Genomic DNA, 26,513 nt, shown 5'->3' with positions numbered 1-26,513 from the left:
CGGCGTAGTCGCGTGACGTCCGGTTCATGGTCATCCGAGGCCGAGGAGTGCGAGGGGTCGGTGAGAGTTGCGGGCGTTGCGGCGGAGGCCGGCCGCGATGTTCTTCACTCCGGCCGTGCGGAGGGCTCCGCTGGCGAGGTTGCGCCAGGTGGCCATCGCGCGGGGTGCGTTGCCGGTCCGCAGTTGGGAGGCGTCCTCGGCGAAGGTGGTGTCGCGGACGTGGTGCAGGGCCTCGATCTTCCAGTGGTCACGGACGAGTCGGGCGAGCTGGGCTGCGGTGGCCTGCTCGGCGGTGAGGCTGGTGACGGCGTAGACGGTCTTCACGGTGGTCCTGCCGGTCTTGCGGTCGGTGCGACGGGGGCGCTGAGCAATTGTCAATTCCTGTGGATCACCGTGGGGAGCCTCAAGTGGCCCGCAGCCATTGATCGAGGACTGCGAAGTCTTCGTTGGTGAGGCCGCGGGACGACGCGATGCGGTGGAGGAGAGCCGGAGCGGGGTGGTTGGTGGACGCCCAGTCCCGATCGGCGTCGGTGATCTCGTCATCGACCCAGACGAACGGGCGTCCGCCCGCCCATGCCGCCAGGGTTCGGGTCTTCCAGTGGAGCCCGAACCACTGGTCCTCGCGTTCATGCGCGTCGGAGGGTTCCGGCCAGTGCACGACCGGCAGGGGCGGCAGGCCGAGCCGCGGTGCCATGTCGGTGTTCGCCGTCTCCTCCCAGGTAGTGGCCCAGACCAGCTCGCACGGCAGTGCCGCGAGGCGAGGCCCGACGCGCGGGTCGAGCCGCGTCAGGTGCGAATCTGTCGCGGTGTCTGACGGCTCGCGCTGCGGGCCGTCGCCGAACGGCAGGAGAGGTCCGTCGACGTCCAGGAACAGCAGCGGGCGTTCCGTGCGCTCACTCATGCCGCAGCCTTCTGCTCACGCTCGACCAGGACGCCGCGTTCGAAGCGGGCGCCGTTGCGGACGAGGGCGACGAGGTGGGGTGCGGTGATCGCGCGCCAGCGGGCCTGGGCGGACTCGGCGAGCTTGAACACCATTGCCAGGGCCGCGGCCGGGCTGCCGGCGCCGCGGGTGACCCTGGTCCGCAGCTTCACCGTGCTGAAGGTCGACTCGATCGGATTTGTCGTGCGCAGGTGGACCCAGTGCTCGGCCGGGAAGTCGTAGAACGCCAGGAGTTCGTCGACATCGTCGGTGATCTTCTTGACGGCCTTGGGCCACTTGGCGCCGTAGGCGCGTTCGAAGTCCTTCACCGCCTTCTCGGCGTGATCGCGGTCCTCGGCGTTGTAGATCTCCTGCAGCGCCTTCTTCGCGCCGGGCTGGGCCGATCTCGGCAGGGCGTTGACCACGTTCCGGGTTTTGTGAACCCAGCACCTTTGATGTCTGGCCTGCGGAAACACCTCGGCCAGGGCCCGCCACAGACCCATGGCTCCGTCGCCGACGACGAGCTCGGGATCGCGCATGCCGCGCCGGCGGCAGTCCCGCAGGAGGTCGGCCCAGGAGTCGGTCGACTCGCGCAGGCCCTCGGCGAGCGCAATCAGCTCCTTACTGCCGTCGGTGCGCACGCCCATGAGGACCAGGACGCAGGAGCGGGCCTGGCCGAGGCGGACCTTGGGGTGGACGCCGTCGGCCCACACGTACACGTAGTCGGAACCGGACAGGTCCCGGTCCTGGAAGGCGGCGTGGTCGTCGCTCCACTGCTTGGTCAGCCGGGTCACCGTGGCCGGCGAGAGCCCAGCGGCCGAGCCGAGGAACTGCTCCATCGCGGGCACGAAGTCGCCGGAGGACAGACCGTGCAGGTAGAGCAGGGGCAGGACCTCGCTGATCTTCGGGGACTTCCGGCACCAGGGGGCGAGGATCTTCGACGAGAACCGCTTGCGCTCACCCGTCTCGCCATCGACCCGCTTGTCGTTCACCCGCGGCGCCTTCACCGCAATCGGCCCGGCGGCGGTGGTCACCGTCCGCTCGCTGTGGTGGCCGTTACGCACCACCAGACGGCGACCGGCCTCGTCCCGCTCGCCCGCCAACTCGGCTATGTACTGGTTTACTTCGGCTTCCAGGGCCGCGGCGAGCATCCGACGGGCGCCCTCACGGACGATGTCGTCCATCAGGGAGCCGCTCTGGGTAGTGCCGTCCTCGTTGACTACGCTCAGCACGGGCGTGCCTTCCCGACCCGCGCTGCAACGCGGGCCTACTCGATGACCAGAAGTCGATCACTCGGGAAGGTACGCCCTCCGCGTTCCGCGAGGCACCCCTCCCGAATCCGATCCACAGGTCTTGAGCATTGCTCCACCCAGCGCGACCACGCCGACTACCTGCTCGGCCGCGACGCCCACTACATCGTGATCGTCAAGGGCAACCAGAAGAAGCTCCGCAAGCAGATGAAGTCCCTTCCCTGGAAACGCATCCCGCTCCAGGGGCGCACTCGCAACGTCGGTCACGGCCGCTGCGAGATCCGTCGGATCAAGGTGGCCACCGTGAACAACCTGCTCTTTCCCGGCGCCCGTCAGGCCATCCAGATCAAGCGCCGTCGCACCGACCGCAAGGCCGGCAAGACCACCGTGAAGACCATCTACGCCGTCACCAGCCTCACCGCCGAGCAGGCCACCGCAGCCCAGCTCGCCCGACTCGTCCGCAACCACTGGAAGATCGAGGCCCTGCACCACGTCCGCGACACCACCTTCGCCGAGGACGCCTCCCAACTGCGGACCGGCAACGCACCCCGCGCGATGGCCACCTGGCGCAACCTCGCCATCGGAGCCCTCCGGATGGCCGGAGTGAAGAACATCGCGGCCGGCCTCCGACGCAATGCCCGCGACCCTCGCCGCCCCCTCGCACTACTCGGCCTCGAATGATCACGAACCGGACGTCATGCGACTACGCCGAAGCCCTGGTCTCCGAGGGCGTCAACCGCGTCCGCGAGACCGGCGAGGTCGGCACCCTGCTGATCACGCACTACACGCGCATCCTGCGCTACATCAAGCCCGACCACGTCCACGTGTTCGCCGGCGGCATCTACGCCTCCCAGGCCACCCCGGACATGCAGGTGTTCGCGCTCCACGATATCTGCTCGCACGCGAACGTCTCGCTGTCCGAGGGCGAGGTGGAGGACTGCCAGATCGAGTGCTGGCTGCACGGCTCCAGCTTCGACCTCCGCACCGGCAAGCCGTCCGGCCTTCCCGCGACGCGACGCGGAAAAGACGAGGAGGCCACCACCGAACAGAGCCTCGCCAGACCACAAGAGCCATCCACACCGCGCGCCCGAAACCCCCAGGGAGAGACCATGTCCGTCCTCGCCGTACTCGTCCTGCTCGTCGCGCTGCTCCTGGCCCTCGCCGGCCTCGCCCTCGCCACAGGCCTCGGCTACCTCGCCCACCGCCGCCCCACCCTCGCCCAACCCATCGGCATCACCCTCACCGCACTCGGCGTCTTCACCGCCATCGTCATCGGCATCCTCCAGGCCCTGACCCCATGACCCCATGCCCCCCGGACAGCCCACAGAGCGACCAGCACCGGCGCCAGCGCACACCTCACACTTCACACCTCACACCAGCAGACCGCACTTACGGGCACCCGCGCCACGCACGGCACACAGCGGAACCGCCCACGGAAACTCCCTCGCGGTCAGCCGCACCACCGCCACGAAGGCCCTCACCTACGACGAGCAGGACATCGAGGTGATCGCCTGCACCGTCTTCCCCATCATGGTGATCACCAGCAACAGCGAGCGCGACTTCCCTTCCGCCTTCCACCAGCAATGCCTCGCTGCATCTGCACCGCCCGCTGCCCGTCACCAGCAACACCGGCACCGACAAGTCCGCCCTCGCCTGCGCCGTCACGCACGAACTCGGCCGCGTGCTGGGCTGGCCCATCGTCGGCCGTACCACCCTCCAGGACTACCTCTACCGCTACGACACCATCGGCCGCCTCCAGGACGGTGCACGACAGCATGTGGCAATCGACCCGATATAGGCGGGTGGGCATACAGAAACGGGCGGCCCAAATTCAATGCCCGGCAGCCAGCGTTTCCGCAGCTCAGAACTATTGAATGCGGGCTCCGGACTGAGGAGTGTCGAGGATGCCTCAACGCCGCGCCGCTCCGTACCGCCTGACCGAGCACACATCCGAGGCAAATGAGCTAGTTGAAGACGAGTTGACGGGCTAACAGCCGCCTCCCTCACTCTTCCCGCTCCTCCATCGTCCTGTGGGGCCCCTGCCCGGGCCTGAAGGCAAGGGGCGCCTGTTCTGCCACCGACCACGCGGCTCCGCTGCCGCATGCCAACTCCCAAAAGGGCTGACCGTGTCCGCCATCGCTGTACTCGCGCTGACCGTCGCGCTGCTCCTGGCCGTCGTCGGCATCCTTCTGGCTGTCGGCCTCGGCTACATCGCCCACCGGCACCCCGCGCTGCGTGGGCCGCTCGGCCTCGCCGTGGCCGCTCTCGGCGTCTTCGCCACGATCGCCGGGGTCGCCGTCGTCCAGGTCGTCACATCGTGACCCGGCCGGCTTGCCCGTCAGCTTGCCTCCAGCCCCGACTTACACGATCTTTCAGACACGCTCTTTCCCCACCGCTGGCTCGCCCCAAGATAACTCTCGGCGGGCCAGGACCAGGGGTCAGTGGGGTCAGCGCTCGTTTTCCAAAGCAGCAGTCAATCCGTAGGCACCTGCTTGCGAGAGCCTGTCGATGACGTTCAGGCAACGGATCCGTTCCGCCTGCCGGCTTTGCCGATAGAGGCGGAGAATTGCCGAGACCAGGTGGTGGCCGTCCGCCGCTCGATGGGTTCTGAGGTCGCCGAGCTCCCTGCCCGCGTGCTGAACGATGCGTTCACAGGCATCAATAGCGACAGTGGGAAGGGGGCCAGCGTGGTCGTAGAGAGCGTAGGCGAGATGTTCGAGGTGGTCGGGGAAGGCCTTGCCGTCGAGGAACGCTCTGACGAGTTCGTCGGCTTGTGCAGGAAACAGGTCGAACACCTGCCGCATGCCCTGAGAGGCGTTCTTTCGCACGTCGGCGTCATCGTCGTTGAACAGCGGGAGAAGGTGCGGGTAGTGGTCGATGTTGTCGGCGAAGACCGATGCAGCCCCACGGCGGGCGAGGGCGTTGAGTTCATCCGTGCTGTTCGGAAGGTCAGGGGTGAGACATCCCTGGATGGTGGCAACAGCCCAGGACTGGCCGGCGAGTTCGGCCGTATCGCCCGGCCCTTGGAGGGCTCGAGCGAGGTGGGCAGCAAAACGTGACGGTTCACGGACCAGGGTGTTGATGAGCAGCCGTTGAGTGGTGGGGGCGTTGTAGACGTTGGTGTCCTGGTGGTTCAGGAGTTGTTCAGCGGTGTCTAGCGCAATCTGAGGGTCATGCTTCATCAAGGCCAACACGGCCTGGGCTGCGCAGACTCGGACAGCGAGCACTGGGTCGTTGGCAAGGCGGGTGACCAGGGGCGTCAAGGCGTGCAGGTGCTCACTGCCGTGGAAGATCAGGGCGGCAACGGTGAACGCTGCCTGGCCGCGGGTGGCATTCATGCCAGCGGTCAGCAGATCCGTTCGAGTTCCGTGGGTGTCGGCGTCGCGGACGTCCCCCTCGGGGTGGGGGTCTGTGGTGTAGCTGTCGAGGGCCGGGAGCAGAGCAGGAGTGAAGTTCTGCGGGGCCGACTGCAGGGCGCGGCAGATCGTGGGCGCTGCCTCGGAGCCGAGCGTCTGGTTGGTGTGGAGGGCCAATCGTTCCCAGCGGTCGGCATCCAGATGGGGCGTGACCGCCTCCACGATCGTGCAGAGGTAGGCAGCTGGTGAGCCCGGGCCGAGAGTGAAGGCGAAGTCGGTGAAGCGGTCGGGTTGCTGTTGCGCGCGGCTGCCCAGTGTCCGGGCGAGCTCGTGGACACCTCCTCGGCGATGCCAGAACCGTTCGGGTTGGGGCTGGGCGTACTTGTCCAGGGCACGGTGCCACTGGTCGTCGGTCATGTGCCGGGCCGCATGGTCACTGATCGGCGAGCCGACGACTCCAGTTTGAATTGGTGTCGGTGGCGACGGGACGTGGCCGGGGAACTTGCGGTCCCATTCGGCGAGCCGACGGCGTACCGCTTCACTACGGCGCGAGGGGCAGATCGCCGACAGCAGCTCGTACTGGCTCCGGCCCCAGGCGCTGCGCTGCCCCTTCTGCCGTCGGCGCTCCCACGCCGGGTAGTAGCCAAGCAGCACCGCGGTCAAGCAATCCAGCATCTCGTCCATGCAGTGGGGGGTCGTGGTCTCGATGAGTTCGCGCGAGGCCCAGCGTGCGCTGTCCACCCATCCCAGGCGCAGGTGGCGCTCATCGGTCAGGAGCCATGCGATCGCCTCATCGGGCCGTGCCAGGGCAGTGTGCAGGCGGCAGGCGAGGAAGCGTAGTTCCTGAACTGGTGAGGTGGTCAGTTGCCGCAGGGCATCGGCAGCGGCAGCCGGGGCTTGGCTGGCCAGGGAGCGCAGTGCCGTGTCGAGAGCGGCCAGCAAGGCGGTGTCGACACTGCGGCCGCCCATGAGGCGGTAGGCCCAGCGGCCACCGAGGTCGTGGGAGCCGGTGCGGCCCGCGCTGCTAGCGGTGGCCACGTCGATGACGAAGGGCAGAACCTGGGCGACGTAGGTTTCCGGCTCGGCATGCGCGATGCGGGAGAGGACCGTGTCGGCCACCTGTGAGTTCGTGGACAAGTACTCGGACGCGAAGGGGTCGCCGGATCCCTCGGCGCGCGCACGGGTGAGGTGACGGCGCAGATAGGCGCCGACAAGGCGGGCAGCAGGATCGGGGTGAGTTTCGGACAGGCCGTAGAGGAGTGACCAGAAGTCGCTGTTGACCGCGATCGGCCCCCTGGCCTCATCCGCATACCCTCGGTCGATCAGATCGACGGCAAGGTCCACGAGGTCAGGTGTGAGCGCCCACTCGATCAGCCCCACCAGTCGGCGCCGCCACTGCGGCGTGGTGCCCACGTACGGCCGCACCAGCTCTGTCACACGTTCGGGCCGGTGCCGCGCGACGGCCAGCAGTTCAGGGAACGCCGCATCGGCGGTCTGCGGCGTGCTCAGCCAGCGTTCCCACCTCTGATCGTGGTCGGCGGCATCGAACCACCGCGGCAGGGCGAGCAGACCGCGTACTTTGCCCGCCACAGGAACCTGACCCCAGGCGAGCGGTTCGATGGCCTTCCAGTCAGGCAGAGCGGCGTCGAGCTGTCCGAGGACAGCGATGATCACATCATGCAGGTGCGGGCGGATCCGGTCGGAGCCCAGGAGCCTGGCCACAGCGGAGCGGAAACGCCCGGGGTCCGTGCCGACGAGGTGCTCGAGGATCTGCCGGGTCTGGGCGCGACGGAACAAGTACTGACCTGAGTTGGCCAGGAAATCGTGGATGTCCTCTCCAGTGGAGATGAAAGACCGGGCGAAGAGGAAATCGAAGTAAGTCTCGTGGAAGAACCCGATCTGTTCCCCGTCGCGCACCAGCACACCGTGCGATTCGAGCACCTTGATGTGCTGGCGGGCGAAACCATCGAGGAGAGCCATAGGCGCCTGGAGGGTTTCGCGTTCACTCATGGAGGCGCACAGCGTGCCCGTGATGCCCCGCCAGTCCAGCGCGGCAACCTGTCGCTCGATCTCCTCGCGCCGTTCATCGGTGTAACGCGCGTACAGTTCCTGCAAGGTCCGGTAGGAAGCGGCCCGTGCGGAGGACGACAGACGGCTGAAGACCGACAGGTGCAACGGAGTCCGCAACAGCTCCAGCGTCACCGACCCCAAGCCGTCGGGATCCGTCCCGCTGGCGGACAGCACAGCCCGCACCTGTTCCACATCCAGGACGCTGAGGGGGAACCGGACTGTCCGGGCGCGGTCGGCGACCAGGTCGGACAGCCTCCGGTCATTGTCGATGTCGATGGTGCGGGCCACCAGGAGCACCTTGACGTTCGGGGCGACGACCAGCTGTGCGAGTACGTCTTCCACGGCCTCATAGGCATCCGACATCCTGCCGTTGTAGGTGCTGACCGCATCCAGCTGGTCAATCACCAACAGCGCCGGCGCTTCGTCCGCGACCCCAGCCAACAGCACCGCCGGCGAGTCCGGCAGGGTCATCTTGGTACCAAGGTCCTTGGCCGTCTGCACACTCGCGTCGGCGCCGTCCATCCGGACCGCGGCCGCCAGCCATCCCTGCTCGGTCAGCCGGACCAGGACGTCGGTGACGACCGCTGACTTGCCCAAGCCAGCGCTGCCCTCGCAGACCACCACCTGCTGGCCGTCCTCAGCCACCAGGCGCTCGTAGAGCTGCTCCGCATGCGGACGAGCGGCCATCCCGAACTCGGGCTTGTCCCGTCGCACGCGCCGCACAAAGCGATCGACCGTCCCGGCCAGGGCCGTGAGTGTCCCGGTGTCACCCGCCAGCAGACGTGGGCGCACCCCCGGCACGGTTAGAAGATGGCTGCGGATCTGGGAGCCGGTGAGGCGCTGGTGCAGGTGCTCGTCGAGATAGCCACTCAGCTGCCTGACGATCACTTCCGGGTCCCCGACGAACAGCAGCTCATACTCGGAGACCACCAGGCGGCGCAGTGCCTCTGGTGGGATGTGCTCCACGTGCACGGCCTGCAGATACCGCCAGCCGACCTCCCGGTCGACCGGCATCCCGTTGTCGGACCAGTTCTCGAGTACCTGTACGAACTGGGGAATCTGGGCCTTGGTGATCATGCCGTCGAACTCGGCGAGTGTATCGGCGCCCCGGGCCCGCTTAGAAAGATCATGCAGTTCAGGGGCCCCCATGGACAGCACAAGGCGCACCTTCTTGCCCCCCGCAAGATGCCCCGTGACCGCCTCGAGGATCTTGCCCGCAGCGTTCAGAGTCCACGGCCCCTTCGAGGGGACGTCCTTCACCTGCTCGCACCAGGTGCCGTCGTCCGCCTCGAGCTCGAACTCGATCCCGGCGCCGGCTGGCCCCGGGGGTTCCAGACGAATCCGCGTCGCCCGCCCCCGCAGCAACTCCGCCACCCTCAGCGCGGTCCACCAGTCCTCGTACCGGTTACCCGCCTTGTCCGCAGCCCCACCCGCCAGCCCCACCCAGCCTCACTCCCCCCAGGACATCCCATCGGTTCTCACCCTTTCGGGAACCACGCCACGCGACCCTACTCCCACCAACCGATAACCACGCAGACCGTCACAAAATGACCAAACCATAATCGTCTACGACCGCAGGCTCCACCACACCAAACGTGCCTACTGGACAGCCCTCCCTGAGATAAAGGGCCTGCGCAGTCCTGATGAACGACTCGTCGAGCAACTCGCCTCCCGCGCCCTCACCAGCGGCAAGCGCAAGGTCCACCTCCAGCGCGATGAGGACGGGCGAATCGTCGGGGCTGGCGGCGAGGGCGACGGCGAGGACCAGGAGCAGGACGACACCGACGCCGCTGCCGAGTCCGCCCTGCTCCACTTCTCCTCTCCCCGCGATGCGGGGACGATCGCCGCGTTCCTGCGCACCCGGGTCTACCGGCCGGAGTCGCTGGTGTGGCTGGATAGCTACCAGGCCCTGATCCGCTGGCGCGCGGAGAACGAGATCACCGGCGTCTCCGCCGTGCCCTATGACGTTGAGGTCGAGGTCGGCGTCACCAAGGGCTTCCCCCTCGGGCGGTGGGTGCACCAGCAGCGCAAGGCCCTGCGGGCGGGTGAGCTGGAGGAGCGGCGCAAGACGCTCCTGGACGCGCCGGAGGCCGGGATGGTCTGGGAGCCGGGTGAGGAGGCGTGGGAGGCCAAGCTGGCCGCGCTCCGGTCCTACCGGCGGACCACGGGGCACCTCGCGCCGCGTCAGGACGCGGTGTGGGGCGAGGGCGAGGCGATGGTGCCCGTCGGGCAGCACATGGCCAATCTCCGGCGGAAGGGAGCGAAGAACGACCTGGGCAAGGACCCGGAGCGGGCCGCCGTGCGCGCGGCGCAGCTGACGGAGATCGACCCGGCCTGGGACTGCCCGTGGCCGCTGGACTGGCAGCGCCACTACCGCGTCCTGGCGGACCTGGTCGACGCCGACGGCCAGCTGCCCGACATCGCACCCGGCGTGTTGATGGACGGCGACGACATCGGCAAGTGGCTCCAGCAGCAGAAGCAGCCGGCCATCTGGGCGCGGCTCCTGCCCAAGCAGCAGGAGCGGCTGTCCCAGCTGGGCGTCACGCCCGTGGAGGCGCCGTCTCCCGCCCCGGCCGCCAAGGGTGCGACGAAGGGGCAGGGCAAGGCGCAGCAGGCGTTCCAGCGGGGCCTGGCGGCCCTCGCGCAGTGGGTAGAGCGGGAAGGCGGCCGCCCTGTGCCCCGGAAGGCGGTGGAGACCTTGCCCGACGGGACCGAAACCAAGCTCGGCATCTGGTACAGCAACACCAAGGCCAGGCGGGACAAGCTCACCGAAGAACAGCTGGTCGCGCTCCGAAAGTTGGGTGTCGAATGGGCGTAAGACAGGACAGGAGGAAGCCGGTCGTGAAGCGCCAGGCGGCCTGCCCCTCCTTGTCCAGATGTGGCCGTCAGCCCTCGGGTTCGCCGATGTAGGTGTTCGGCATAATGATCTGTTCGATGCCAGGGGAGAGACGTGGTACTGGTACGGCCTGCGTGGAAATCACCTGTGCGCCGGTGGCTTGGGCGGCATCGGCAATGTCACGGAGAACTTCGTGAACGACGTCGCTTGCGATTCCCTGCTGGAAGGGGTTGTCGAGCATGAGGAATCCCGGGTAAGGGCAGTCGTCCCCCAGGTCCCTGGCCAGGAACAGTAGGGCCCTGCTGTAGGCGAGGAAGAACAGCACTCGCGCTTCGGCTCCGAGAACTTGGCTCCAGGGGCGGGTCCCGACGTAGAAGGTCAGGTCGTCCGCGCTGATCGCCACATTCCCTGCCACCCAGACATCGTCACGGTGGCGGTTGAGGAATTCGTTCATCCGATCAGCGAACAGGGCGCAGCGGTCGATGGGCGTTCTCCCTGTGGTGGGGGTTTCATCGAGTTGCTGCTTCAGTCGGTTCAGTCTGTCTTCGGCCGCCTGGCTCGTCTGCGTGGCGGCAGTCTTGCGGGTGAGCATCTGCTCGATGGCGGGCAGCGCCATGAGTTTTTGTTCCAGGGCGGCGGCCTGGGCGGCCATCTCTTCGAGTCTGGCCATGAACGGTGCGAGGCGGGCGGCCCGGTCGACGTTCAGCTGCCTGGCGATGTCTTGATGGGTGCTCTGGGCGTGCCGGTGGTCGGTTTTTGCTTGGTCGAGGTCGTGGCTGGTTCGGGCGATGACTTCCTGGAGGTCGTCGGCCTCTGCGGCCAGGGACCGCTTCTCTAGTTCTCCGCGTCGTCTGCGCTGGTCCTCGGTCACTGGCTGGGTGCAGACGTAGCAAGTGCCCTCTGGGTGATCGCGATGGATGTCGATCTTCTGCTCGCAGGCAGGACACAGGCGCACCGGCAGGCTGTCGAAGATGTCGACGGAGGCGAGAAGGCGTTCCATGCGGGCGATCTCTGCCCGGACCGTGTTGTGAGACTGCATGTGGGCAGCCAGGACCTGCTCGAGGCCGGCGACGGTCTCGGCGGTGCTCGTGAGGTTCTGGGTCGCCTGCTCGTACTGCTGCGACAAGGTGGCGTCGTAGCCATGGCTCACTGCCCCGGCGTCGCCTTCTTGGCGTCGTCCGGCAACAAGCTGCTCCACTTCGCTGGTCAGCTGGGAACGTTGCCTGACAACCGCGTCGAGCTCGGCCCGCAAGTCGGTTCTGATGGAGTTGACCTGCTGCTCGCTCCTGGGGGTCGGCAGATGCAGGTTCTCGCAGACGGCTGCGACGGCTCGGTCTGTGCTGTCATGCACCTCTCGTTCGGCCGCCTGCGCCTGTGCGAGTCGGCGTTGTGCTGCCGCAAGCTCGAAGTCGTGGTTGCTGTACCTGGTGGGGGCGAAACCCAAGAGGTAGCTGATGACGGCTCGCCTCAGAAACTCTTGTTCCTTGTCAGCGAACTGAGTCCACGAGTCCTCGTTGCGGTAGATGTGCCGCAGCACGCTGCGGAACGTCAGAGGTGTGAGCTCGGTGGCGGTGGTGGCCTGGATGCCTTTGGGAATACTAAGGATCGGCCAGCCAAGCTTGTGCAGGATGCGGTCGGAGAACTCGCCGACAGGGAATTCGTCGCCGTCCAGTACGACCTTGTTCTGGCGTCCGTACTGGAGGCTGCGCCGGATTTCTGTTGGAGTGCCGTCCAGGGTCAGTTCGATGCTGACCTCTACGTACTCGTCGGCGACGGCCGCCTTCAGGGCCTCGGTCGGGCTGTCCCGGTTGCCGAGACAGTAGTCGATGGCCTTGAGCGTGGTGGTCTTCGAGCTGTTCCTGACGCCAGACAGAATGCTGAGGCCAGCGGTGTTGAATGCGTACGTATCCATCTCGCCCGACGTGTGCACCAGCGTGACCGACTCGACTCGTAGCCCTTTGCGGGAGGATGTCGGGGGCGTCGTCATGGCCTGATCTCCTGGTTGTAGGCGAGGTCCGCCACTTCCTCGGGGAAGAGTTGGTAGACGAGGTTCTTGAGATCGGTCCCGGACCACTGCGCCAGGTTGTCCCTCATGGCGCGGCATCGAGTGACGATGGGGTGGAACTCGTCCATGTCCGCCAGCGCTGCGGCCGCTCGCTTTCCGGCCGAGGTCAATCGGACGCGCTCTGGTCTATGGCTGGTGGTGATCGTGATGAGACCGCGGGCCATGAGGAAGGCCAGGAACTGGCGGTAGCGGGGATCCCAGGGACCGAACCGGTACCGGATCATCGGGGCCTCTACCTCCTCGGGCATCGATGCGCGGAAGGCAGCCTGTCCGCTCAAGGTGTCGGCGAGTTCCGTGTGTGCGCGCTCGAGGAAAGCCGGGTAGCGCAGGAAGAAGTCGAGCTTCGCGAGCTTGGTGCGGCCGGCGATATGAGGACCGGGGTCGCTGCCGCACTCGGCAACCAGGAGCAGTAGCCGGGAGGCGTGGAAGTCTGGCGAGTCGTCGGGGTCCCATGGCCGGTGGGGTGGCGGGATGGCGCTCGCGCCGATGCTATGAAGCATCGGCGTACCGGTTCTGGCAGCGAGCGGTGATGTCCGCAAGTACGGCGTGAGCTCGAGCGAGGGACACGGTGCCGCTACTCACCGCGGGGAGGCCTTCTACGCGGGTCAGGGTCTCGATGTATGCCTCTGAGCCAGCGGGGATGCGTCCGGCGCGTCGCTCAGCCATGACGCGTGAGCAGATGGCGTGGACTTCGTCGGCGAAGGCGTCCATCGCCTCGCGGGCTGGGCCGAGGCTGGCACGCCAGGCACGACGGTACTTCAGCGCGTTGTCCAGATGCCCTGACGCCTCTTCTGCCGGGATCCCGGCGACCGCGAGCTTCTCAGTGAGTTTCGTGAGAGGCGCAGTGCTTCCGTCCGGCCTTCGCCCGGTGGCCCGTGTTATCGCTTCATGGAGCATGTCTTGGAAGTCACTGGTGCCCACTTTGCGTGGTATTGGAGCAAGCGCGTCGCGTGCGATGCGAACTCCGAGCCAGACCAGGACGTCTTCGATGTCAGTAGTCAAGGGCGGCTGCCCCAAGATCTTCGTCACGATCGGTCCGAGCCGACGTAGAGCCCTGTCCTCAACCTGCTCGATCGTGCGGCCCTCAACAAGGACCTCTAGACGGTCGACGCACCAGCCGATGTCGCGGCCTTCGGGAAGGTCCACGCCTTTGAGCCGAACAATGATGTCATCACGAATCTGCGACGGGACAGGACCACGCTGCTGTCCGCGATCGACGACGAACGCATGGAAGTCGGCCTGCGGACTCTCGTTGACGATGAAGGTGAACCGGGTCTCGGCTGGGAGAGGTTTCCCGAGGAACAGCTTTCCCAGGTAGCTCGTCTCCGGCTTCTTCGGAATGTCCGGTGCGCACACGTTGGCGACACTGTGCCGCTTGCCGGCTTCTTCGATGGTCTTCACCTGACGGTATGCGGGCGCGTCACCATTCCTGCAGACGATGTCTTCCAGGTCCTCCCATGAGACCTGAGTCCACATGCCCTCATGCATGTCCAGGCAGTCCAGAAGCGTCACCGCGTCTTGGTAGGCGAAGCCGCGCCGACTTCGGCGTCCGCCGTCAGCCGGCGCTGCAGACATCGGCGCCCCGATGAGTCAGGTGCCCGTAAGGAGACACAGAACTGGCTGACGACCCTGTGGCTCGCACCCACACCCCCCTAGATCATCCAAGGCGGCCCAGTACACCACCGAGTAACAGAGTGTGGCAATACGCTTGACGCTCAGCGACAAAGTTACCCACCCCACTGCTCTTGATGGGGCTCGGTGGCCGGGAGAACCTCACCAAGGCGCCGGCGACTTCCGTCCCGGCCTCTGCCGCCGGGCTGACGGCGGCGAGGCGCGGCGGCCCCGGCCGACGCGCAACCGGCTGAGCGCGCCCCGATCCCCGGCCGCGCCACCCGTCCCTTACTCCTTCACACCAGCCAAGGGACATGGGCAGAGCGGCAGCAACGGGGATGTCAGCGGGCGGACCACGGCAGAACCGCGTGGTGACCTGCACGGACAAGGGAACGGTCCTGCGGACCGCGCAACACCTAGCGCAACCCTTGGCGAACCATCCAGCGCAACAGATAGGCGCAACCCTTGGCGCAACCTCGTGCTCCTGGGCGACTGGGGCCACCGGTCACGCGGCCCGGACGGCTCCGTGGACGCGGGCGAGGTGGCGCAGCTCGGAGCGTGCCGCCAGCACCGCGGGGACGGTTTCCCAGTAGGGGTGCCACCGCAGCCGTACGGACAGGAGCAGCAGGCGGCGGCGCAGGGCGGTGGTGTCGCGGGGACGGGGTGCGGCGAGCTCTTGGTAGGTGGCGTTCCAGGCGGCTTGCGTCTGCACCAGGTCGTCGGGGAAGTCGGTCACGTCCATATCGGCGTTAGATCGCTTGTTCGAATTATGTGTCACTTCGAACACGTCCCGTCCGTCGCCGTGGGCGGGGGTCGCGACCGGCGTGGTCGGCCTCATGGTCGGGCCTGTGGTCGGCTCCCATCGCGGCGGTCCGGCCCGGTCTGGAGCGGCACCCGGGCGGGTGATTTTCCTTCGCGTACGCGGGCGCAGTCCTAGCTGTGCGCGTCCAACTTGCCTATTTCCAGGGGGCATTGACAGCTTTTCATGCCTTCTGTCATGTTCTGTCCGCCGCTTCCGGCGAACGAGCGAGAGGTGATCTCATGCGACGAACCGAGTACGACGCGAGCCAGGCCGCCAAGCGCCTGAAGGTGCCCGCAGCGGCCTTCCGGTGGGCCCGGCACACCGGCCTCATCCCCGACCCGGACGCGTCGTCCTACCAGTGGTCCCGGGCCGCTGTGGAGGCGCTGGACGCCGACGCCATCCGGGCCGCGATGCCGTCCGCGCCGATCGGCGGCGGCGCAGCGGCGGACCGGATCGCCGACGCGCTCGGCACCCCGAACGTGATCGGCGAGAAGGCGAACGTCACGGCCTTCGTGGTGCGGCGGTTCGTCGACCGCGGCCTGCTGGTCGACCTGAGCGCGAACCCGGACGGGACGCTGCACCACCCTGGCCAGGTCGCGGAGGTCTGCCGCCGCGAGGACCTGGCGGACCTGGTCGCCGCCGACACCCCACTGGGGCCCGAGCAAGGCGCCGCCCGGCTCGGGGTGCGCCGTGCCGACTTCGACCACATGGTCAGGCTCGGCTGGGTCCGCTCACCGCAGTCGATCGAGGTCCGCTTCGGCACGAGCCGGGCCGGGGCCGTCGACGTCGCGCTTTACACCACGGCGTCCGTCGACGCGGTCGTCCCCGCCCACCCCGAGGTCGACTGGGAGCAGCTGCGTTAGGACAAGGGATTCTGCTTGTCTCAGGGTTCCTCCGAAGCCGGTACGGCCGGACAGACCAGCTGTTAGGTTCCCCCACCTCTCGTTGTCTCAGGAGGAGTTGGGGTGCACCACTTCTTTGCGTCACCCAGCAAGGTGCGTCGCTACTACGAGGCGCCAGCTGGGGTCGATCTCGATGCCGAGGCGTACGTACAGAGGCCTGGGGCGGTGAAGGAGGGCACGCCGTTCTTCCTCGGCTCCGACATGCGTCCGGCGGAGCCGCTGTGCTCGTTCTTCCTTGAGCTGTCGAAGTCGCTGAAGCCCAAGTCCCTGGAGGACTACGCGTACGACGCGCTGGACCTGGTCGACTTCCTGGACCAGCTCCCAGTGCCGACGGACCTGTTGTCGGCCACGGAGGACGATCTGGTGGCCTACCGGGAGGACTGCACCGCGCACCGTGAAGCGCCGGACAAGCCGGCTACGTGGCGAAGGCGCCGGGCGACGATCAACAACTTCTACGACTGGGCCGTACAGGAGAGGCTGCTCGAGCGGCGTCCGTACTTCCGGCGCCGAGGCGGCCGGGACGTGCTCGCCTGGGGCGCGACGACCGAGCTGAATGTGCGGCACCTGACCTGGCGGCAGTGGCGGTTCCTCAAGCAGGTGGGGTTGCGCGGCTACCTGCCCGACGGCCCGATCGACCCGGCCTTTAGGGTGCGCTCTCCGCTGCGCAACAGCGCGGCCGCTGAGTTGGCGGTCACGACGGGGATGCGGCTGCGGGAGTTCAGTTGCCTGCTGGACATCGAGGTCGGCCCGCCGCGCCGGGACGCTTCCCCGGCCGAGGTGTTGTTGCAGGCGATCGCCAAGTTCGGGCTGCCACGGATGGTGGCCGTCCAGCACGCGACGCTGCAGGAGCTTGATCTGTATCGCCGGACCGAGCGGGCCGCGATGGTGAGGGCTTCGGCGAAGGCACTTGGCCGGCGCCGCCATGAGCTGTTCGTCGTCGACGACATCGACCTTCGGCAAATGAAGCTCCGCGGCATCCTCAACGGGCGGCGGCGGAACTTCCGCGTCGAGGCGATGCCCGCCGAGCTCCGCCGGCTAGCCGTCATCGAGGGCGATCACGGCCTGGAGCCGATGGCCTTGTTCGTCGGCCGCGGCGGGCGGATGCCGTCGAAGCAGCGCTGGGAGCAGATCTTTGACGAGGCTCATCTGCGGAGCCTGCGGATCAGTGACGAGCACGCGTGCGACCTGGTGATGCCGTCCCGGCTACGGATCCACGACACGCGCCACACGTTCGCGATCTACATGCTGCAGATGCTGACGCAGCTGATCTTGAGGGAGGAGTCAGAGCGGCTGGCTGGCGGCGGGCACGCGGCCTACCTTACCGATCACCTCTCCCGGAATCCGCTGCTCATCCTGCAGCGGTTGCTGGGCCACCGTCGCCCGAGTTCCACACTTCGGTATCTCACCTACATCCGCACCACGAACCTGCTGGTCAGCCAGGCGATCGCGGAGTGGCACGATCAGGACAAGACCTACGCCGACTACGCGGCCGCGCTGGTCGGGGCGGGGGCCGCGTGATGGCCCGCCGGGGAGAACGCAAGGTTCGCGTCCGCGCCGACGTTCCGCCGCCGAGGCCCGCTCTGGATCACGCTGGCAACCGGGTTCTCACCTCCGAACGCCGGGGCAGGGTGAGGCAGCACAGCATCAACCCCGCCGACTACCGGTGCTCGGTTCTGGCGGCCCAGCTCGCCGACGAATGGGTGAAGATCACTCGCGCCCTGGGGATCGGCGATGGCGGCGCCAACTACGGCAGCGCCGTGAGGAAGTTCGCCACCTTCACTGACGAGTACACACCGACGCTCGGCCTGGATCCGGTCGGCGCCCGGCTCGATGGTGATGAAATCGACCTCGTCGAGGTGATCTACGCCTGGGAGGAGGCCCTGCGCCGGGAGTTTCCGCAGTCTAAGCACCCTTACACGCTGGTCAAGGCCCTGCTGGCCCTGATCGAGCAACGCGCCTCGGCGGGAGGGCGGGTCGGCGAGAAGCTGAAGGCCCGCGCCCAGGCCCCCACCGCCTTTCGCGCTCCGCGCGGCAAGCCGCTGGATGAGTTCCCCAACGCCGAGCGGATCGCCCTGCGGGATGCGGCCCGGAACCAAGTACGGGCGACGGAGACCCGGCTCGCCCACGGGAAGGGGCTGCTGGCCACCGGGGTGGACCCCCGCGACGGCGGCTGGCGGAGCGTGCCCAACCTGCTCTGGGCCGCCCGCGCCGGAATGATCACCTCGAAGGTCCTGAAGCGGGAACTGCCGTCCGAGCCCAAGTGGTGGCCGCTGGAGATCCGCGACCTGCTGCCCGCCTGGACGGACGACGGCAGGAGTCGGCGTCCCGGTGTCCGGGCCCTGGTCCGCGCTCTGGGGCGCATGCTGTGCGCCGCCGAAATGGACCTGCACGCTTTCCGGGTCCTGCTCCTGCTGGGCATGTCCGACACCACACCGGAGGAACTGCACGATCTCAAGGCCGGCGACATCGAATTCACCGACGGCGGGGTGCGGCTGGTCCAGCAGAAGCTGCGGGCCGGCCGCATCCGGGCCGACCTGCACCCTGAACAGCCCGCCCCGCCGGTCGAGGCGGGGGCGTACTTCGCCGGGGCGGGCGCCTGGGACGTGCCTGGGCTGCTCCGGCGTCTGCTGGCCGTCACGAACCTGGCCCGGGAGGCGTTCGCCTGCGAACCGTGGCTGTTCCTGGCGGTGGACTACCGCAAGGAAACCGGCGGACTCGGCACTTTATGCGCCGAATTCACCCACGACAAACGGCGGTTCACCCATTGGATCACCTCCCAGCGCGACAGCAGCGGGAGCCCGCTGGCCATCTCCGAGCCGCACGATGTCCGGCGCCTGCGCAAGACGGCCAAGGTGGTCCGCGCGGTGGCCCTGGGCGGGTCGCTAACCGACCTGGCCGGCGACGACCACCACATCGAGATCTACCGCGGCCACTACGCCCCCGGCACGACCTCACACGTCCTGGCGGGCCGGGCCATCAACCGGTCCCAGCAGTGGGTCTTTGAGCGCGTCACCGACAAGCCGGTGCTCATCGACGCCGCCGCCGTACCCCGGCTGGAGGAGCCGGAGGTCGCCCAGTCGCTGGGCCTGAGTTCGGCCCAGGCGAAGGCGATCGGCACCGGCGATCTGGACATGGGGCTCACACACTGCCGTGACCCCTACGACTCGCCGCATCGCAGCGACGGCAAGGTATGCCATGTCGCGCCGGCGATGTGCATGCTCTGCCGCAACGCGGTGATCTTCACCTCGCAGCTGCCGCGGCTGCTGATGCTGTCCGACCACATCGAGCGGATGCGGGCCGCTCTTCCTCCGCCGCAGTGGCAGGCCGTCTGGGGCCGGCAGGCGGCCGCGCTGAACGAGGTCTTCGCGGAGTGCGCCGACCTGCTGCCCGCCGCACGTCAGCAGGTCACCGATCTCGGCCTGCGTCTTGACCTGCCGCTGGGACAGCGAACGGAGTTCGGCCGATGACCCCTCAGCCTGCCCTCCAGCCGGCCGCGTCGGCTCACTTCCCCGACGACGAGCCGGTCTTCGGCCCGGGTTACCAGCTCGTCGCGGGCATCAGCGTCCCGCGCTTCGGCGACAGCGTCTTCTGGTCCGGTGACTGCGTCGGCCGCCCGTCCAACCTGCCCCCGACCCGCTACCGGATCCACTTCGCTCCGGAAGACGAGCTGATCACCCTGCAACTTCGGGAGGTGGCGTTCGCCCAGTTCAACCCCACCCACCGAGTGCTGCGGCAGGCAGCTATCTACCGTTCGGCCGAGCCAGTGGCCTTTCCCACGGTCAAGATGTGCTGCCAGAAGCTCCGCGTGATCTTGAGGTGGGGCCGGAAGCGGGGTCTTGGGACGGGCCCAGGCCACTGGCCCGCGGCCACCTGGCAGTTGTTCCTAGACGAGCTGGCCGCGACGGTCGGCGAGGCGACGGTGGCCAACCACGTGGGCGCCGTCCGCACCCTGCGGGATCTCGCTGCCGTCGTCACCGGCGTCACACCGTTCGACGACCCCTGGGACGGCCGCTCCGCCGCCGAGATCGGACGGCAAGCGGTGCTCAACGCCGCCCTGGGCGAGGCTGCGCTGGCAACTCCGACGATCCCGCCGCAGACCTGGTGGCCCCTGATCCGCGCCGCCTGGACCTACGTGCACACCTTCGCCCCCGATATTCTGCGCTGGAAGGAGCAGTTCGAGCGCCGGGCCGTGGACCTCGGCCAGGGGGCGCTACCCCGTCGGCACGTCGCCAGGACCGCTGACGCCACCGACTCCCAGATCGCGGCCTGGCTGGCCGACCCGGACAACCGCGTCCCGGTGCACGCCGTCAACCGGCCGGGCAGCAAGTCCGGCGAACCCGTCTGGACCGTGCTCAGCGAGCTGATCACGACCGGGCAGCAGCAGAGCATCTTCGACACCCACAGCGGCTCGCCGCGCGCACGCGCCCTGGCCCGCCGGGCGGCCGTCCTCGCCGTGGTAGACCAGGGCCGCACTCTGGCCGTCCGAGGAAAGGTCGCCAGAGCCATGGTGAATGCTCCCCGCCATGTTCCCACCGCCGCCCGCCCGTCCGCCGCCGTGATCGACGAAGAGCTCCGGCAATGGCTGGCCCAGGCCGACAACCGCGTTCCCGTCCGGTCGGCCGACGACGGCGTCGGCCGGGCCGGAACGGTCATCTGGAGCACTCTTGCCCGTCTCATCTGGGGCATTCCGACCGGCGACCGCTTCACCTCGCACGCGGCCTCGGGACGGGCCCGGCGCCGGCTCGTCGAGGGGGCGGTCGCGTCAGGGCGAACAACGGTGATGGCCGCCAACCGCTACTGGTCACTTCCGACGCCCTGCCCCGACGCCGCCCTCACCTTGCGGAAGGACGGCACCACCCGGCCCTGGCGCACACACATCACCCAGTCCGAGCTGACCGTCGAACTGCGCATGCTCCGGGCCGCCTGCTACGTCTTCGTCACCGCGATGAGCCTGATGCGCGATTCGGAAGTACAGGAGATCCAGCGCGGCGCCCTGACCACCTACTACGGCTCCCCGGCCATCAAATCCACCAAGGTCAAGCACGACCCGGAACGGCCCGAGTCGTTCTGGTGGATCATCGAGCCGGTCGCCGAGGCCATCGCCGTCGCCCAGCAGCTGTCCTGGCACCCAACCCACCTGTTCGCAAGCCTGAAGCCGCCCCGCGGCAAGAAGAACCGCGGCAGCAGGGGCATCATCGCCGCGGACGACATCGACTACTTCATTGAGCGCGTCAACGCCAACGCCGACGCCTACGGTCTGCACCTCATCCCCACCGCGCACGTCCGCTCGCACATGTTCCGCCGCACCATGTCGGTGATCACCGGCCGTGAACCGGACTCCGAGATCGCCCTCGGCCTCCAGCTCAAGCACGCCGCCAGCCGGGCCCTGGCCAACTGCACCACCCAGGGATACGCCCAGATGGACACCGCGTGGGCCAAAGAGTTCGACCAGCAACTCGAACACGCCGCCGCGCTGCGGCTTGTCGACCTGCTCAAAGCCCGCCGCGCAGGCGAGAAGGTCGCGGTCGGCCCCGGGGCCGACCGGCTGCACGCCGGCCTGGACCAGGTCATCACGGCCATGGACCACGACCCCGTGCTGAGGGCGCAGATCGCCGATGAACGGGCCGAAGCCGCCCTGCTCGCTAAGCAGTTCCCCCACCTGCACCTGGGCACCATCAACCACTGCATGTTCGACGCCCCGCAGGCTGAGTGCCAGACGCAGCTGCCCGCCGATCAGCGCGGCACGGCCCCGCTGATCGGCGCCTGCCAGCCCGACCGCTGCCGCAACTCCGCGATCACACGCCGACATGCACCCATCTGGATCGCCGAGGAAGACGACCTCACGACCAGGGCGAAGGACCCTTCTCTGTCAACACCGGGCCGCGAGGCCGTCCTTGTCCGTCTCGCCGACGTCCAGCGCATCACCCGCGCACTTCAGCACGAAGGAGTCACCCCCTAATGCCGGTCTCCGCCACGAGTTCCGCCAGACTCCGCGAGGCCATGGACCGGCTGCTTGCCGGCCAGCCTCTGCACACCGACGGCGCCCTGACCAAGGAGAACCTCGCCCGCGAGGCCCAGCTCAGCCACGCGACAGTCCACCGCGCCGAGGACATCCTCGCCGAGTGGGACGCCAAGGTCGCCCGGCCCATCCTGCGCACGCCCGGCGAAGTCGCCCGCGACGAGACGATCGCCGAGCTCCGCAGGCAACTACGCGCGGCCAAGGCCGAGATCACCGAACTCAACGGCAAGCTCGACGCTCTGGCGACGGTGACCGCGAACCTCTACCACGAGAACCAGGCCCTGAAGAAGCGCGACACCGACCGCAGACTCGCGCCTTTGCCCTCCGCCGACTGAGCACGCACAGAAACCCTCGCCCGCGACGGCACCAGTGGACCGAAGCACCCGCGGCAGTCTCAAGCGCCAGGAGGAAGGAGACCACCAACGATCTCAGCAGCCAAGCCTCCGAGAGTCTCACCCAATGAAAAGTAGGTGATCTCCTTCTCTATCCGCACAGTAACGTCACCATTTGCAGAAACGTCAATCTGCACGGTATGTTTCTCAGATTTTCGACCTTTGGACTGCACGAGTTGAAGGATGCCTAGCCCTATCAAGCCGATGACAGCGATCTCAATAAGGAACGCCTTCTGCCCAGTTTGAGATATCGCTTCTTCTACCTCGTCCCGAGATTTATAGGCAGCGTAAGCAATGAGCACCACTCGCGCGAGAGAAGCAGACTCACCCGGATCTGCATGATCCAAATGCTCCTGCAGACTCCTGGGATCAGTTTGAACCCGTTGGGCGACAGTTGAACGAATATCTTCTTCCGGGGTAGCGCCTAGCGCGAGACCACCCAGCAGGTTCACAGCCTCAAGCGCTTGTTCATCGGTAAGGGCGGCGATCCTTTTTACAAGCTCGATCATCGTTACTCCCGAAGTCCTATTCTACAGTTCCAGTCACCCGTCAGCACGAAGGCCTGCCAAGATGCGGGGGCCATATTTCCTGACACCTCCAGTATTACCTGATGCCAGGCAGATGCCCAATCAGACTCTCCAGTCAAGTGTTTCTCAAGCAACCCGACCATAAGCGTCTGAGCATCCCGAATATCGACGTCCCAGAGAGGACCTGCAAAGAAGCGAGTTCCGGAAGCTATGAAGCTACGGTCAAGCGATACCCGCTCCCCCCCAATACCAAATGACGCACTACCCGAAGAACAAGCCGCACTAAGCACTACGTCAGGAACAGGGGGTACTATTTCATCCCAGGACCATAGAAAATCAAAACCCGGGCTGCCAGGGGTTGTATCGCCCAAAAGGGGTGGGAGCTGTCCGTCGTGAGCTATGAGTAGTCCGTGTTTACCTACGCCCGGCTGCCCTTGTCCGTGGCAACTCAGCAGCGCAATATTCGACCACTCAAACACCTCTTCTATTCTATGCAATGCGGCTTGGCCTTCACATGCTTCTTCAACCGGAATCTTCAGCCGTTCGAAGGCTCCGATAAATCGCGATCTACCATATTGAAGAGCATCTATCGCATACGGGGTGTCATGGGACCGCGGCACGGAGACAAGACCTGGCTTTATCGATTCGACGATCGGCGCCTTACCAGAAATTCCAAGGAGCTGAATCAAATTTGCGGAATAGGCAAATGGAGCCTTTCGACACAACGGCTCTTCGCCGATGGTGATCGTATGCAAGGGCAGGCCGGATAGCGGTGGCCCCGGAAGGAAAACAACCATGTTCAGGCCTGCGAGCATTGGCTCAATCAGTTCACCAAGTCTCCGCGAAAATTCCGTCCAGGCGGCACTGAGAGGCAACGGATCCCCTCCAGGAACGCCGCGCTTTGTAATTGCAACCACTTCCGCCTTGCACCTCTTGACGGTAAGCGGATCCCAATCACCGACATGCATCCACTCGCGCGAGTCGTAGGCGAATATATGAATCGCCCACGCCGACTGCACTCCGAGCAACGTAAGGCAATTTGCTGGCAACGATTCAACTATTCGGATTGGCTGAGCAATCAGATCGACAACTTTCCTCCTTTCATTCGCCGGCCAAGCCAGCATCCCGCCCGCTATTCCGGAAGACAATTCAAAGGCTCGCAGAAGCTGCGGTCCGGTTGACTTATCTACCAGAAAAGATGCTGACGCCAGGGTTGCCTCAGCTTCCTGAAGATGACGCATTCCGCGCAACAAATTGACATCGCTCGCGCCTAGGTCGTCACCGGCAAGCCACTCAAGCACATCATCCCAAGCCCCGGTAATCACTCGGCGAGCCTTCTCGACTTCTCCATCCAGTAGCAAGGCATGTGCTGCAGCTACTGCAATCTGCCAATCCTGCGTTGAGTCCGCAATTTGAAGTAGTCGAGCAGAATCACCTTGATAGTAGTACAAATCGGCTTTTGCGCTTTCGAGTTGTTGCATAATCCAGGGCGTATTATTATGAACCTCTTCTGCCGCTCTGATGCGAGACTCGGCGTCTTCTACAGCCTCACTCGCGTTGGGCTCGCCAAGGCTCAGTACCGCTGTTGCGTAATTTGATGCAGCGATGGCGGCAACAAAGAAATCGCCAAGCTGCTGCGCCAGATCGATAGCTTGAGTTGCCCAATGCTTCGCCCTCTCCTTATCCCCCAGCAGCGATGCTGTCTGGCAAGAGTTAACGAGAAGATTGAGCCTCACGTCAGGATATATCTCTGCCCTTGGGGCGATTTCTGTGAGCCCCTCATCGAAAGCTTGCTCTGCACTCTCTATTTCCCCCAGCAAGAGAAAGCATGTACCCAAAGTGGCCAAAGTTTTTGCCCGCTCTTGTGGTTCCATTTCCTGAGTAAAAAGTTCAAGCAGAGCATTCCTGCATTGGATGACTCCGCCCGTCTCCCTCATTACGACGGCCATGTTTCTAAAGAGGACAGGCGCCAGTCGCTTCCGAGACTCATCGTCCAACTCTGACAGTCTGCCAAGTGTGCTGGAGTAGAGAGTCCCGGCCAATTCGTACTCTCTCAGTATTCGGGCAGCGTTACCCAACTCATTGAGTAGCATCACCGCCTCTTCGCCCTGCAACCAGTCGAGGTCAGAACCGGAATCATGGAGGTATTTTGATCCAATAACGAAGGCATCATGCGGCCTGCCGTGAATGATGAGCTCCTCCAGCAGTTCCTTTGTAGCGAGATTTCCCGCTGATGAGCCGAGAAATTCCCTCCGGCGCATCTCATAAACTCGAATGGCGTCGGCGATTAGACCGCGTTTCCCAAGGGTTTCAAGTGCCGTTCCGAGAACTTCGACATCAACTTCTTCAGCCAATGAGATCGCATCAGATTCTCCGAGCGGGAGGGAATCAAGCAGGGCGGCAGAGTCTATTACTCCTATTTCAAGCAACTTCTTCCCGGCTCTCTGCAAATCGTGAACCGTGCGCAACGATCGCAGAACTTCCAGGGCATGCACCGTCTCCAGTGTTTCTTGAAGCGTGTGGTCATCGATTCTTAGCCTTGGTTGTCCTGGATCTGATATGAGAGCAGGTATGGCCTGTTTGGCCCACGCCAATGCTTCGTCAGGTGTCATCGGTTCGCCCGTACAAGCGGCACGCCAAGCAAGAACTGATCCAGCTGCAAGGCGACTCAGCGGATGTACGTCAGTTGCCTCAAGTATGTGAAGCAGTGAACTGCGGATGTCTGTGCCAATAAGGTCAGCTCGCGCTGTCTGATTCAATATATCCAGCACGTTGTCGTCATCCTTGATTGCCCGCTCTGCACTACTCAGCAGTCGTGTAACTGCAAAGAGCGTTACTCTTGCATGCAGCAGTTGACTGGCGGCAGGCCAATCAGTTTCACTGGCGAGAGGGGTTGCGTGCGAATCCGCAAGGAACACGGCAGACATTTCCTGCCGAGAAGATTGAGATTCCTCGCTCTCCGCCCATTCATCTAGGTGGCCACGGAGGAGTGCAACCTGGAATGGGGATAGAGCCTTGTTGGCGAGATCGCCTATGTACCCCTTTACGACTCGACAATAGGATTCAAGGCAACTATGGAAAACACTTTCGATTGGTTCGCTACAATGCAGTCTTATCCCCTCTGCGATCGCTTCTGCCATCTCCTCGGGTGCGTTACTGATATGGACAGCTGACCACTTTCCGACAGGGTCAAAGAAGGCTATCCCAGAGTAGGTTACGTGTGGATAGCCGCAATTCTCACAGGCTGCCTCTAGGGGCCTGCCGCTCAGTATCTTGGCGGTCCCCGTTAGATCTTCATCGAAACTTACGAAGGCCACGGAACCGGCGTACGGAGGGTGCCAATGGCATCTAGGGCAGGAGAACTCTCGGGAATCGGCCATTACTTCCCTCCCGCAGGAGGCCAACTCACACTCACATCCACCATGCGACGCACCGGCCTCCTGTACAACTTGGCCGTCGTGTCGGGGCGCGACCTGGATGCATCTGTCGGCGGTGCCGCTCGATCATGGTGGCAGCTGTGGCCGCTGGCTCTGGTGAACTCCCACGCAGAGCCCGGTGAATTCAAAGATCTCCCGGTGTCGGTGTGCCGAGGGCGCTGGTCGGGCTCCCAAGCCTGACTGCTTCAGTCGGTTGGTCAGACTGATGGCAAGAGATGGCAAAGTCTGTGAGTGAACCGTTCCGGGTTCGGTAGAGATCTCAGATGTTGGTTGTGACCTGGGGTTTCGTGGTTGCGAGGTAGTGGTTGTTCTCGTATTCGATGGGCG

The 26,513-nt window shown here is 65.7% G+C and carries 17 protein-coding genes and 3 pseudogenes; 10 read left to right on the top strand and 10 right to left on the bottom strand.

Annotated features, from left to right (window positions below; translation table 11 throughout):
- Window positions 1-30 precede the first annotated feature (30 nt).
- From ACIQGV_RS37655 to ACIQGV_RS37645, 3 genes are read right to left on the bottom strand one after another with little or no spacing between them, the layout of a single operon-like run.
- Window positions 31-378 carry a transposase gene (locus tag ACIQGV_RS37655; RefSeq protein ID WP_402503492.1) on the bottom strand — a complete coding sequence of 116 codons (348 nt, stop codon included), beginning with the start codon at window positions 376-378 and terminating at the stop codon, window positions 31-33.
- A gap of 25 nt (window positions 379-403) precedes the next feature.
- Entirely contained in the window at window positions 404-901 is a 498-nt protein-coding gene (locus tag ACIQGV_RS37650) for an HAD domain-containing protein (RefSeq protein ID WP_402503490.1), read from the bottom strand.
- Window positions 898-2,151, bottom strand: coding sequence for an IS256 family transposase (locus tag ACIQGV_RS37645; protein ID WP_402503488.1), 1,254 nt, complete (start codon window positions 2,149-2,151; stop codon window positions 898-900). The genes ACIQGV_RS37650 and ACIQGV_RS37645 overlap by 4 nt, the downstream gene beginning before the upstream one ends.
- A gap of 42 nt (window positions 2,152-2,193) precedes the next feature.
- On the opposite strand from ACIQGV_RS37645, the gene ACIQGV_RS37640 reads away from it, so the two are divergent.
- The 4 genes and pseudogenes from ACIQGV_RS37640 to ACIQGV_RS37625 all read left to right on the top strand — a co-directional run bounded on the left by ACIQGV_RS37640 (window position 2,194) and on the right by ACIQGV_RS37625 (window position 4,490).
- Window positions 2,194-2,850, top strand: coding sequence for an ISAs1 family transposase (locus ACIQGV_RS37640; RefSeq protein ID WP_402503486.1), 657 nt, complete (start codon window positions 2,194-2,196; stop codon window positions 2,848-2,850).
- 35 nt (window positions 2,851-2,885) lie between these two features.
- A pseudogene (sufC, locus tag ACIQGV_RS37635) lies at window positions 2,886-3,038 on the top strand (Fe-S cluster assembly ATPase SufC); the annotation flags it as partial.
- Window positions 3,039-3,185, top strand: a pseudogene (locus ACIQGV_RS37630) (Rieske 2Fe-2S domain-containing protein); the annotation flags it as partial. It lies immediately after the preceding pseudogene.
- 1,110 nt (window positions 3,186-4,295) lie between these two features.
- Entirely contained in the window at window positions 4,296-4,490 is a 195-nt protein-coding gene (locus ACIQGV_RS37625) for a hypothetical protein (protein WP_402503484.1), read from the top strand.
- 126 nt (window positions 4,491-4,616) lie between these two features.
- On the opposite strand, the gene ACIQGV_RS37620 is transcribed toward ACIQGV_RS37625, so the two are convergent.
- Window positions 4,617-9,038, bottom strand: a complete 4,422-nt coding sequence (locus ACIQGV_RS37620) for a hypothetical protein (RefSeq protein ID WP_402503481.1) — start codon at window positions 9,036-9,038, stop codon at window positions 4,617-4,619.
- Window positions 9,039-9,216: 178 nt separating this feature from the next.
- Between ACIQGV_RS37620 and ACIQGV_RS37615 the strand changes: the two are divergent.
- Window positions 9,217-10,413: pseudogene (locus tag ACIQGV_RS37615) on the top strand (helicase associated domain-containing protein); the annotation flags it as partial.
- A 67-nt stretch (window positions 10,414-10,480) separates the two neighbouring features.
- Here the strand turns inward: ACIQGV_RS37615 and ACIQGV_RS37610 are convergent.
- The 4 genes from ACIQGV_RS37610 to ACIQGV_RS37595 all read right to left on the bottom strand — a co-directional run bounded on the left by ACIQGV_RS37610 (window position 10,481) and on the right by ACIQGV_RS37595 (window position 14,849).
- Complete coding sequence (locus ACIQGV_RS37610; RefSeq protein WP_402503479.1) at window positions 10,481-12,418, bottom strand: hypothetical protein; 1,938 nt, start codon at window positions 12,416-12,418, stop codon at window positions 10,481-10,483.
- Window positions 12,415-12,996 (bottom strand): hypothetical protein, encoded by a 582-nt coding sequence (locus tag ACIQGV_RS37605; protein WP_353609202.1) that lies wholly within the window; start codon window positions 12,994-12,996, stop codon window positions 12,415-12,417. The genes ACIQGV_RS37610 and ACIQGV_RS37605 overlap by 4 nt, the downstream gene beginning before the upstream one ends.
- On the bottom strand, window positions 12,986-14,071 hold the full coding sequence (locus ACIQGV_RS37600; protein ID WP_402503476.1) for a dsDNA nuclease domain-containing protein: 1,086 nt from the start codon (window positions 14,069-14,071) through the stop codon (window positions 12,986-12,988). The genes ACIQGV_RS37605 and ACIQGV_RS37600 overlap by 11 nt, the downstream gene beginning before the upstream one ends.
- Window positions 14,072-14,612: 541 nt before the next feature.
- A complete protein-coding gene (locus ACIQGV_RS37595) occupies window positions 14,613-14,849 on the bottom strand; it encodes a hypothetical protein (RefSeq protein WP_402503561.1) in 237 nt (78 codons plus the stop codon).
- A 299-nt stretch (window positions 14,850-15,148) separates the two neighbouring features.
- Here ACIQGV_RS37595 and ACIQGV_RS37590 point away from each other — a divergent pair, with 299 nt between their 5' ends.
- From ACIQGV_RS37590 to ACIQGV_RS37570, 5 genes are all read left to right on the top strand, one after another.
- The gene (locus ACIQGV_RS37590) at window positions 15,149-15,772 is read left to right on the top strand and encodes a hypothetical protein (RefSeq protein WP_402503474.1); all 624 of its coding nucleotides are present in this window, start codon (window positions 15,149-15,151) and stop codon (window positions 15,770-15,772) included.
- Window positions 15,773-15,874: 102 nt separating this feature from the next.
- The gene (locus ACIQGV_RS37585) at window positions 15,875-17,329 is read left to right on the top strand and encodes a site-specific integrase (RefSeq protein WP_402503472.1); all 1,455 of its coding nucleotides are present in this window, start codon (window positions 15,875-15,877) and stop codon (window positions 17,327-17,329) included.
- 110 nt (window positions 17,330-17,439) lie between these two features.
- The gene (locus ACIQGV_RS37580; RefSeq protein ID WP_402503469.1) at window positions 17,440-19,278 is read left to right on the top strand and encodes a hypothetical protein; all 1,839 of its coding nucleotides are present in this window, start codon (window positions 17,440-17,442) and stop codon (window positions 19,276-19,278) included.
- Entirely contained in the window at window positions 19,275-21,770 is a 2,496-nt protein-coding gene (locus ACIQGV_RS37575) for a hypothetical protein (protein WP_402503467.1), read from the top strand. The genes ACIQGV_RS37580 and ACIQGV_RS37575 overlap by 4 nt, the downstream gene beginning before the upstream one ends.
- Window positions 21,770-22,165 carry a hypothetical protein gene (locus tag ACIQGV_RS37570; protein WP_402503465.1) on the top strand — a complete coding sequence of 132 codons (396 nt, stop codon included), beginning with the start codon at window positions 21,770-21,772 and terminating at the stop codon, window positions 22,163-22,165. Before ACIQGV_RS37575 ends, ACIQGV_RS37570 begins: the two co-directional genes overlap by 1 nt.
- A 59-nt stretch (window positions 22,166-22,224) precedes the next feature.
- On the opposite strand, the gene ACIQGV_RS37565 is transcribed toward ACIQGV_RS37570, so the two are convergent.
- Window positions 22,225-22,731, bottom strand: a complete 507-nt coding sequence (locus ACIQGV_RS37565; RefSeq protein WP_402503463.1) for a hypothetical protein — start codon at window positions 22,729-22,731, stop codon at window positions 22,225-22,227.
- Window positions 22,732-22,733: 2 nt separating this feature from the next.
- The gene (locus ACIQGV_RS37560) at window positions 22,734-25,889 is read right to left on the bottom strand and encodes a CHAT domain-containing protein (RefSeq protein WP_402503461.1); all 3,156 of its coding nucleotides are present in this window, start codon (window positions 25,887-25,889) and stop codon (window positions 22,734-22,736) included.
- Between the last annotated feature and the right edge of the window lie 624 nt (window positions 25,890-26,513).

This window comes from Streptomyces sp. NPDC093094 (assembly GCF_044754345.1).
Taxonomy (GTDB): Bacteria; Actinomycetota; Actinomycetes; order Streptomycetales; family Streptomycetaceae; genus Streptomyces.
Note: the sequence above shows the minus strand (reverse complement) of the source record. Positions and strands in the feature narration are given on the sequence as shown.

What these genes read in the sequence shown, in the direction of transcription:
- ACIQGV_RS37640 (WP_402503486.1), top strand. Translation starts at nt 2,194, where the DNA reads ATGACCAGAAGTCGATCACTCGGGAAGGTACGCCCTCCGCGTTCCGCG.
- ACIQGV_RS37605 (WP_353609202.1), bottom strand. Translation starts at nt 12,996, where the DNA reads ATGCTTCATAGCATCGGCGCGAGCGCCATCCCGCCACCCCACCGGCCA.
- ACIQGV_RS37600 (WP_402503476.1), bottom strand. Translation starts at nt 14,071, where the DNA reads ATGTCTGCAGCGCCGGCTGACGGCGGACGCCGAAGTCGGCGCGGCTTC.
- ACIQGV_RS37570 (WP_402503465.1), top strand. Translation starts at nt 21,770, where the DNA reads ATGCCGGTCTCCGCCACGAGTTCCGCCAGACTCCGCGAGGCCATGGAC.
- ACIQGV_RS37575 (WP_402503467.1), top strand. Translation starts at nt 19,275, where the DNA reads ATGACCCCTCAGCCTGCCCTCCAGCCGGCCGCGTCGGCTCACTTCCCC.
- ACIQGV_RS37560 (WP_402503461.1), bottom strand. Translation starts at nt 25,889, where the DNA reads ATGGCAGAAGCGATCGCAGAGGGGATAAGACTGCATTGTAGCGAACCA.
- ACIQGV_RS37610 (WP_402503479.1), bottom strand. Translation starts at nt 12,418, where the DNA reads ATGACGACGCCCCCGACATCCTCCCGCAAAGGGCTACGAGTCGAGTCG.
- ACIQGV_RS37650 (WP_402503490.1), bottom strand. Translation starts at nt 901, where the DNA reads ATGAGTGAGCGCACGGAACGCCCGCTGCTGTTCCTGGACGTCGACGGA.
- ACIQGV_RS37590 (WP_402503474.1), top strand. Translation starts at nt 15,149, where the DNA reads ATGCGACGAACCGAGTACGACGCGAGCCAGGCCGCCAAGCGCCTGAAG.
- ACIQGV_RS37565 (WP_402503463.1), bottom strand. Translation starts at nt 22,731, where the DNA reads ATGATCGAGCTTGTAAAAAGGATCGCCGCCCTTACCGATGAACAAGCG.
- ACIQGV_RS37595 (WP_402503561.1), bottom strand. Translation starts at nt 14,849, where the DNA reads ATGGACGTGACCGACTTCCCCGACGACCTGGTGCAGACGCAAGCCGCC.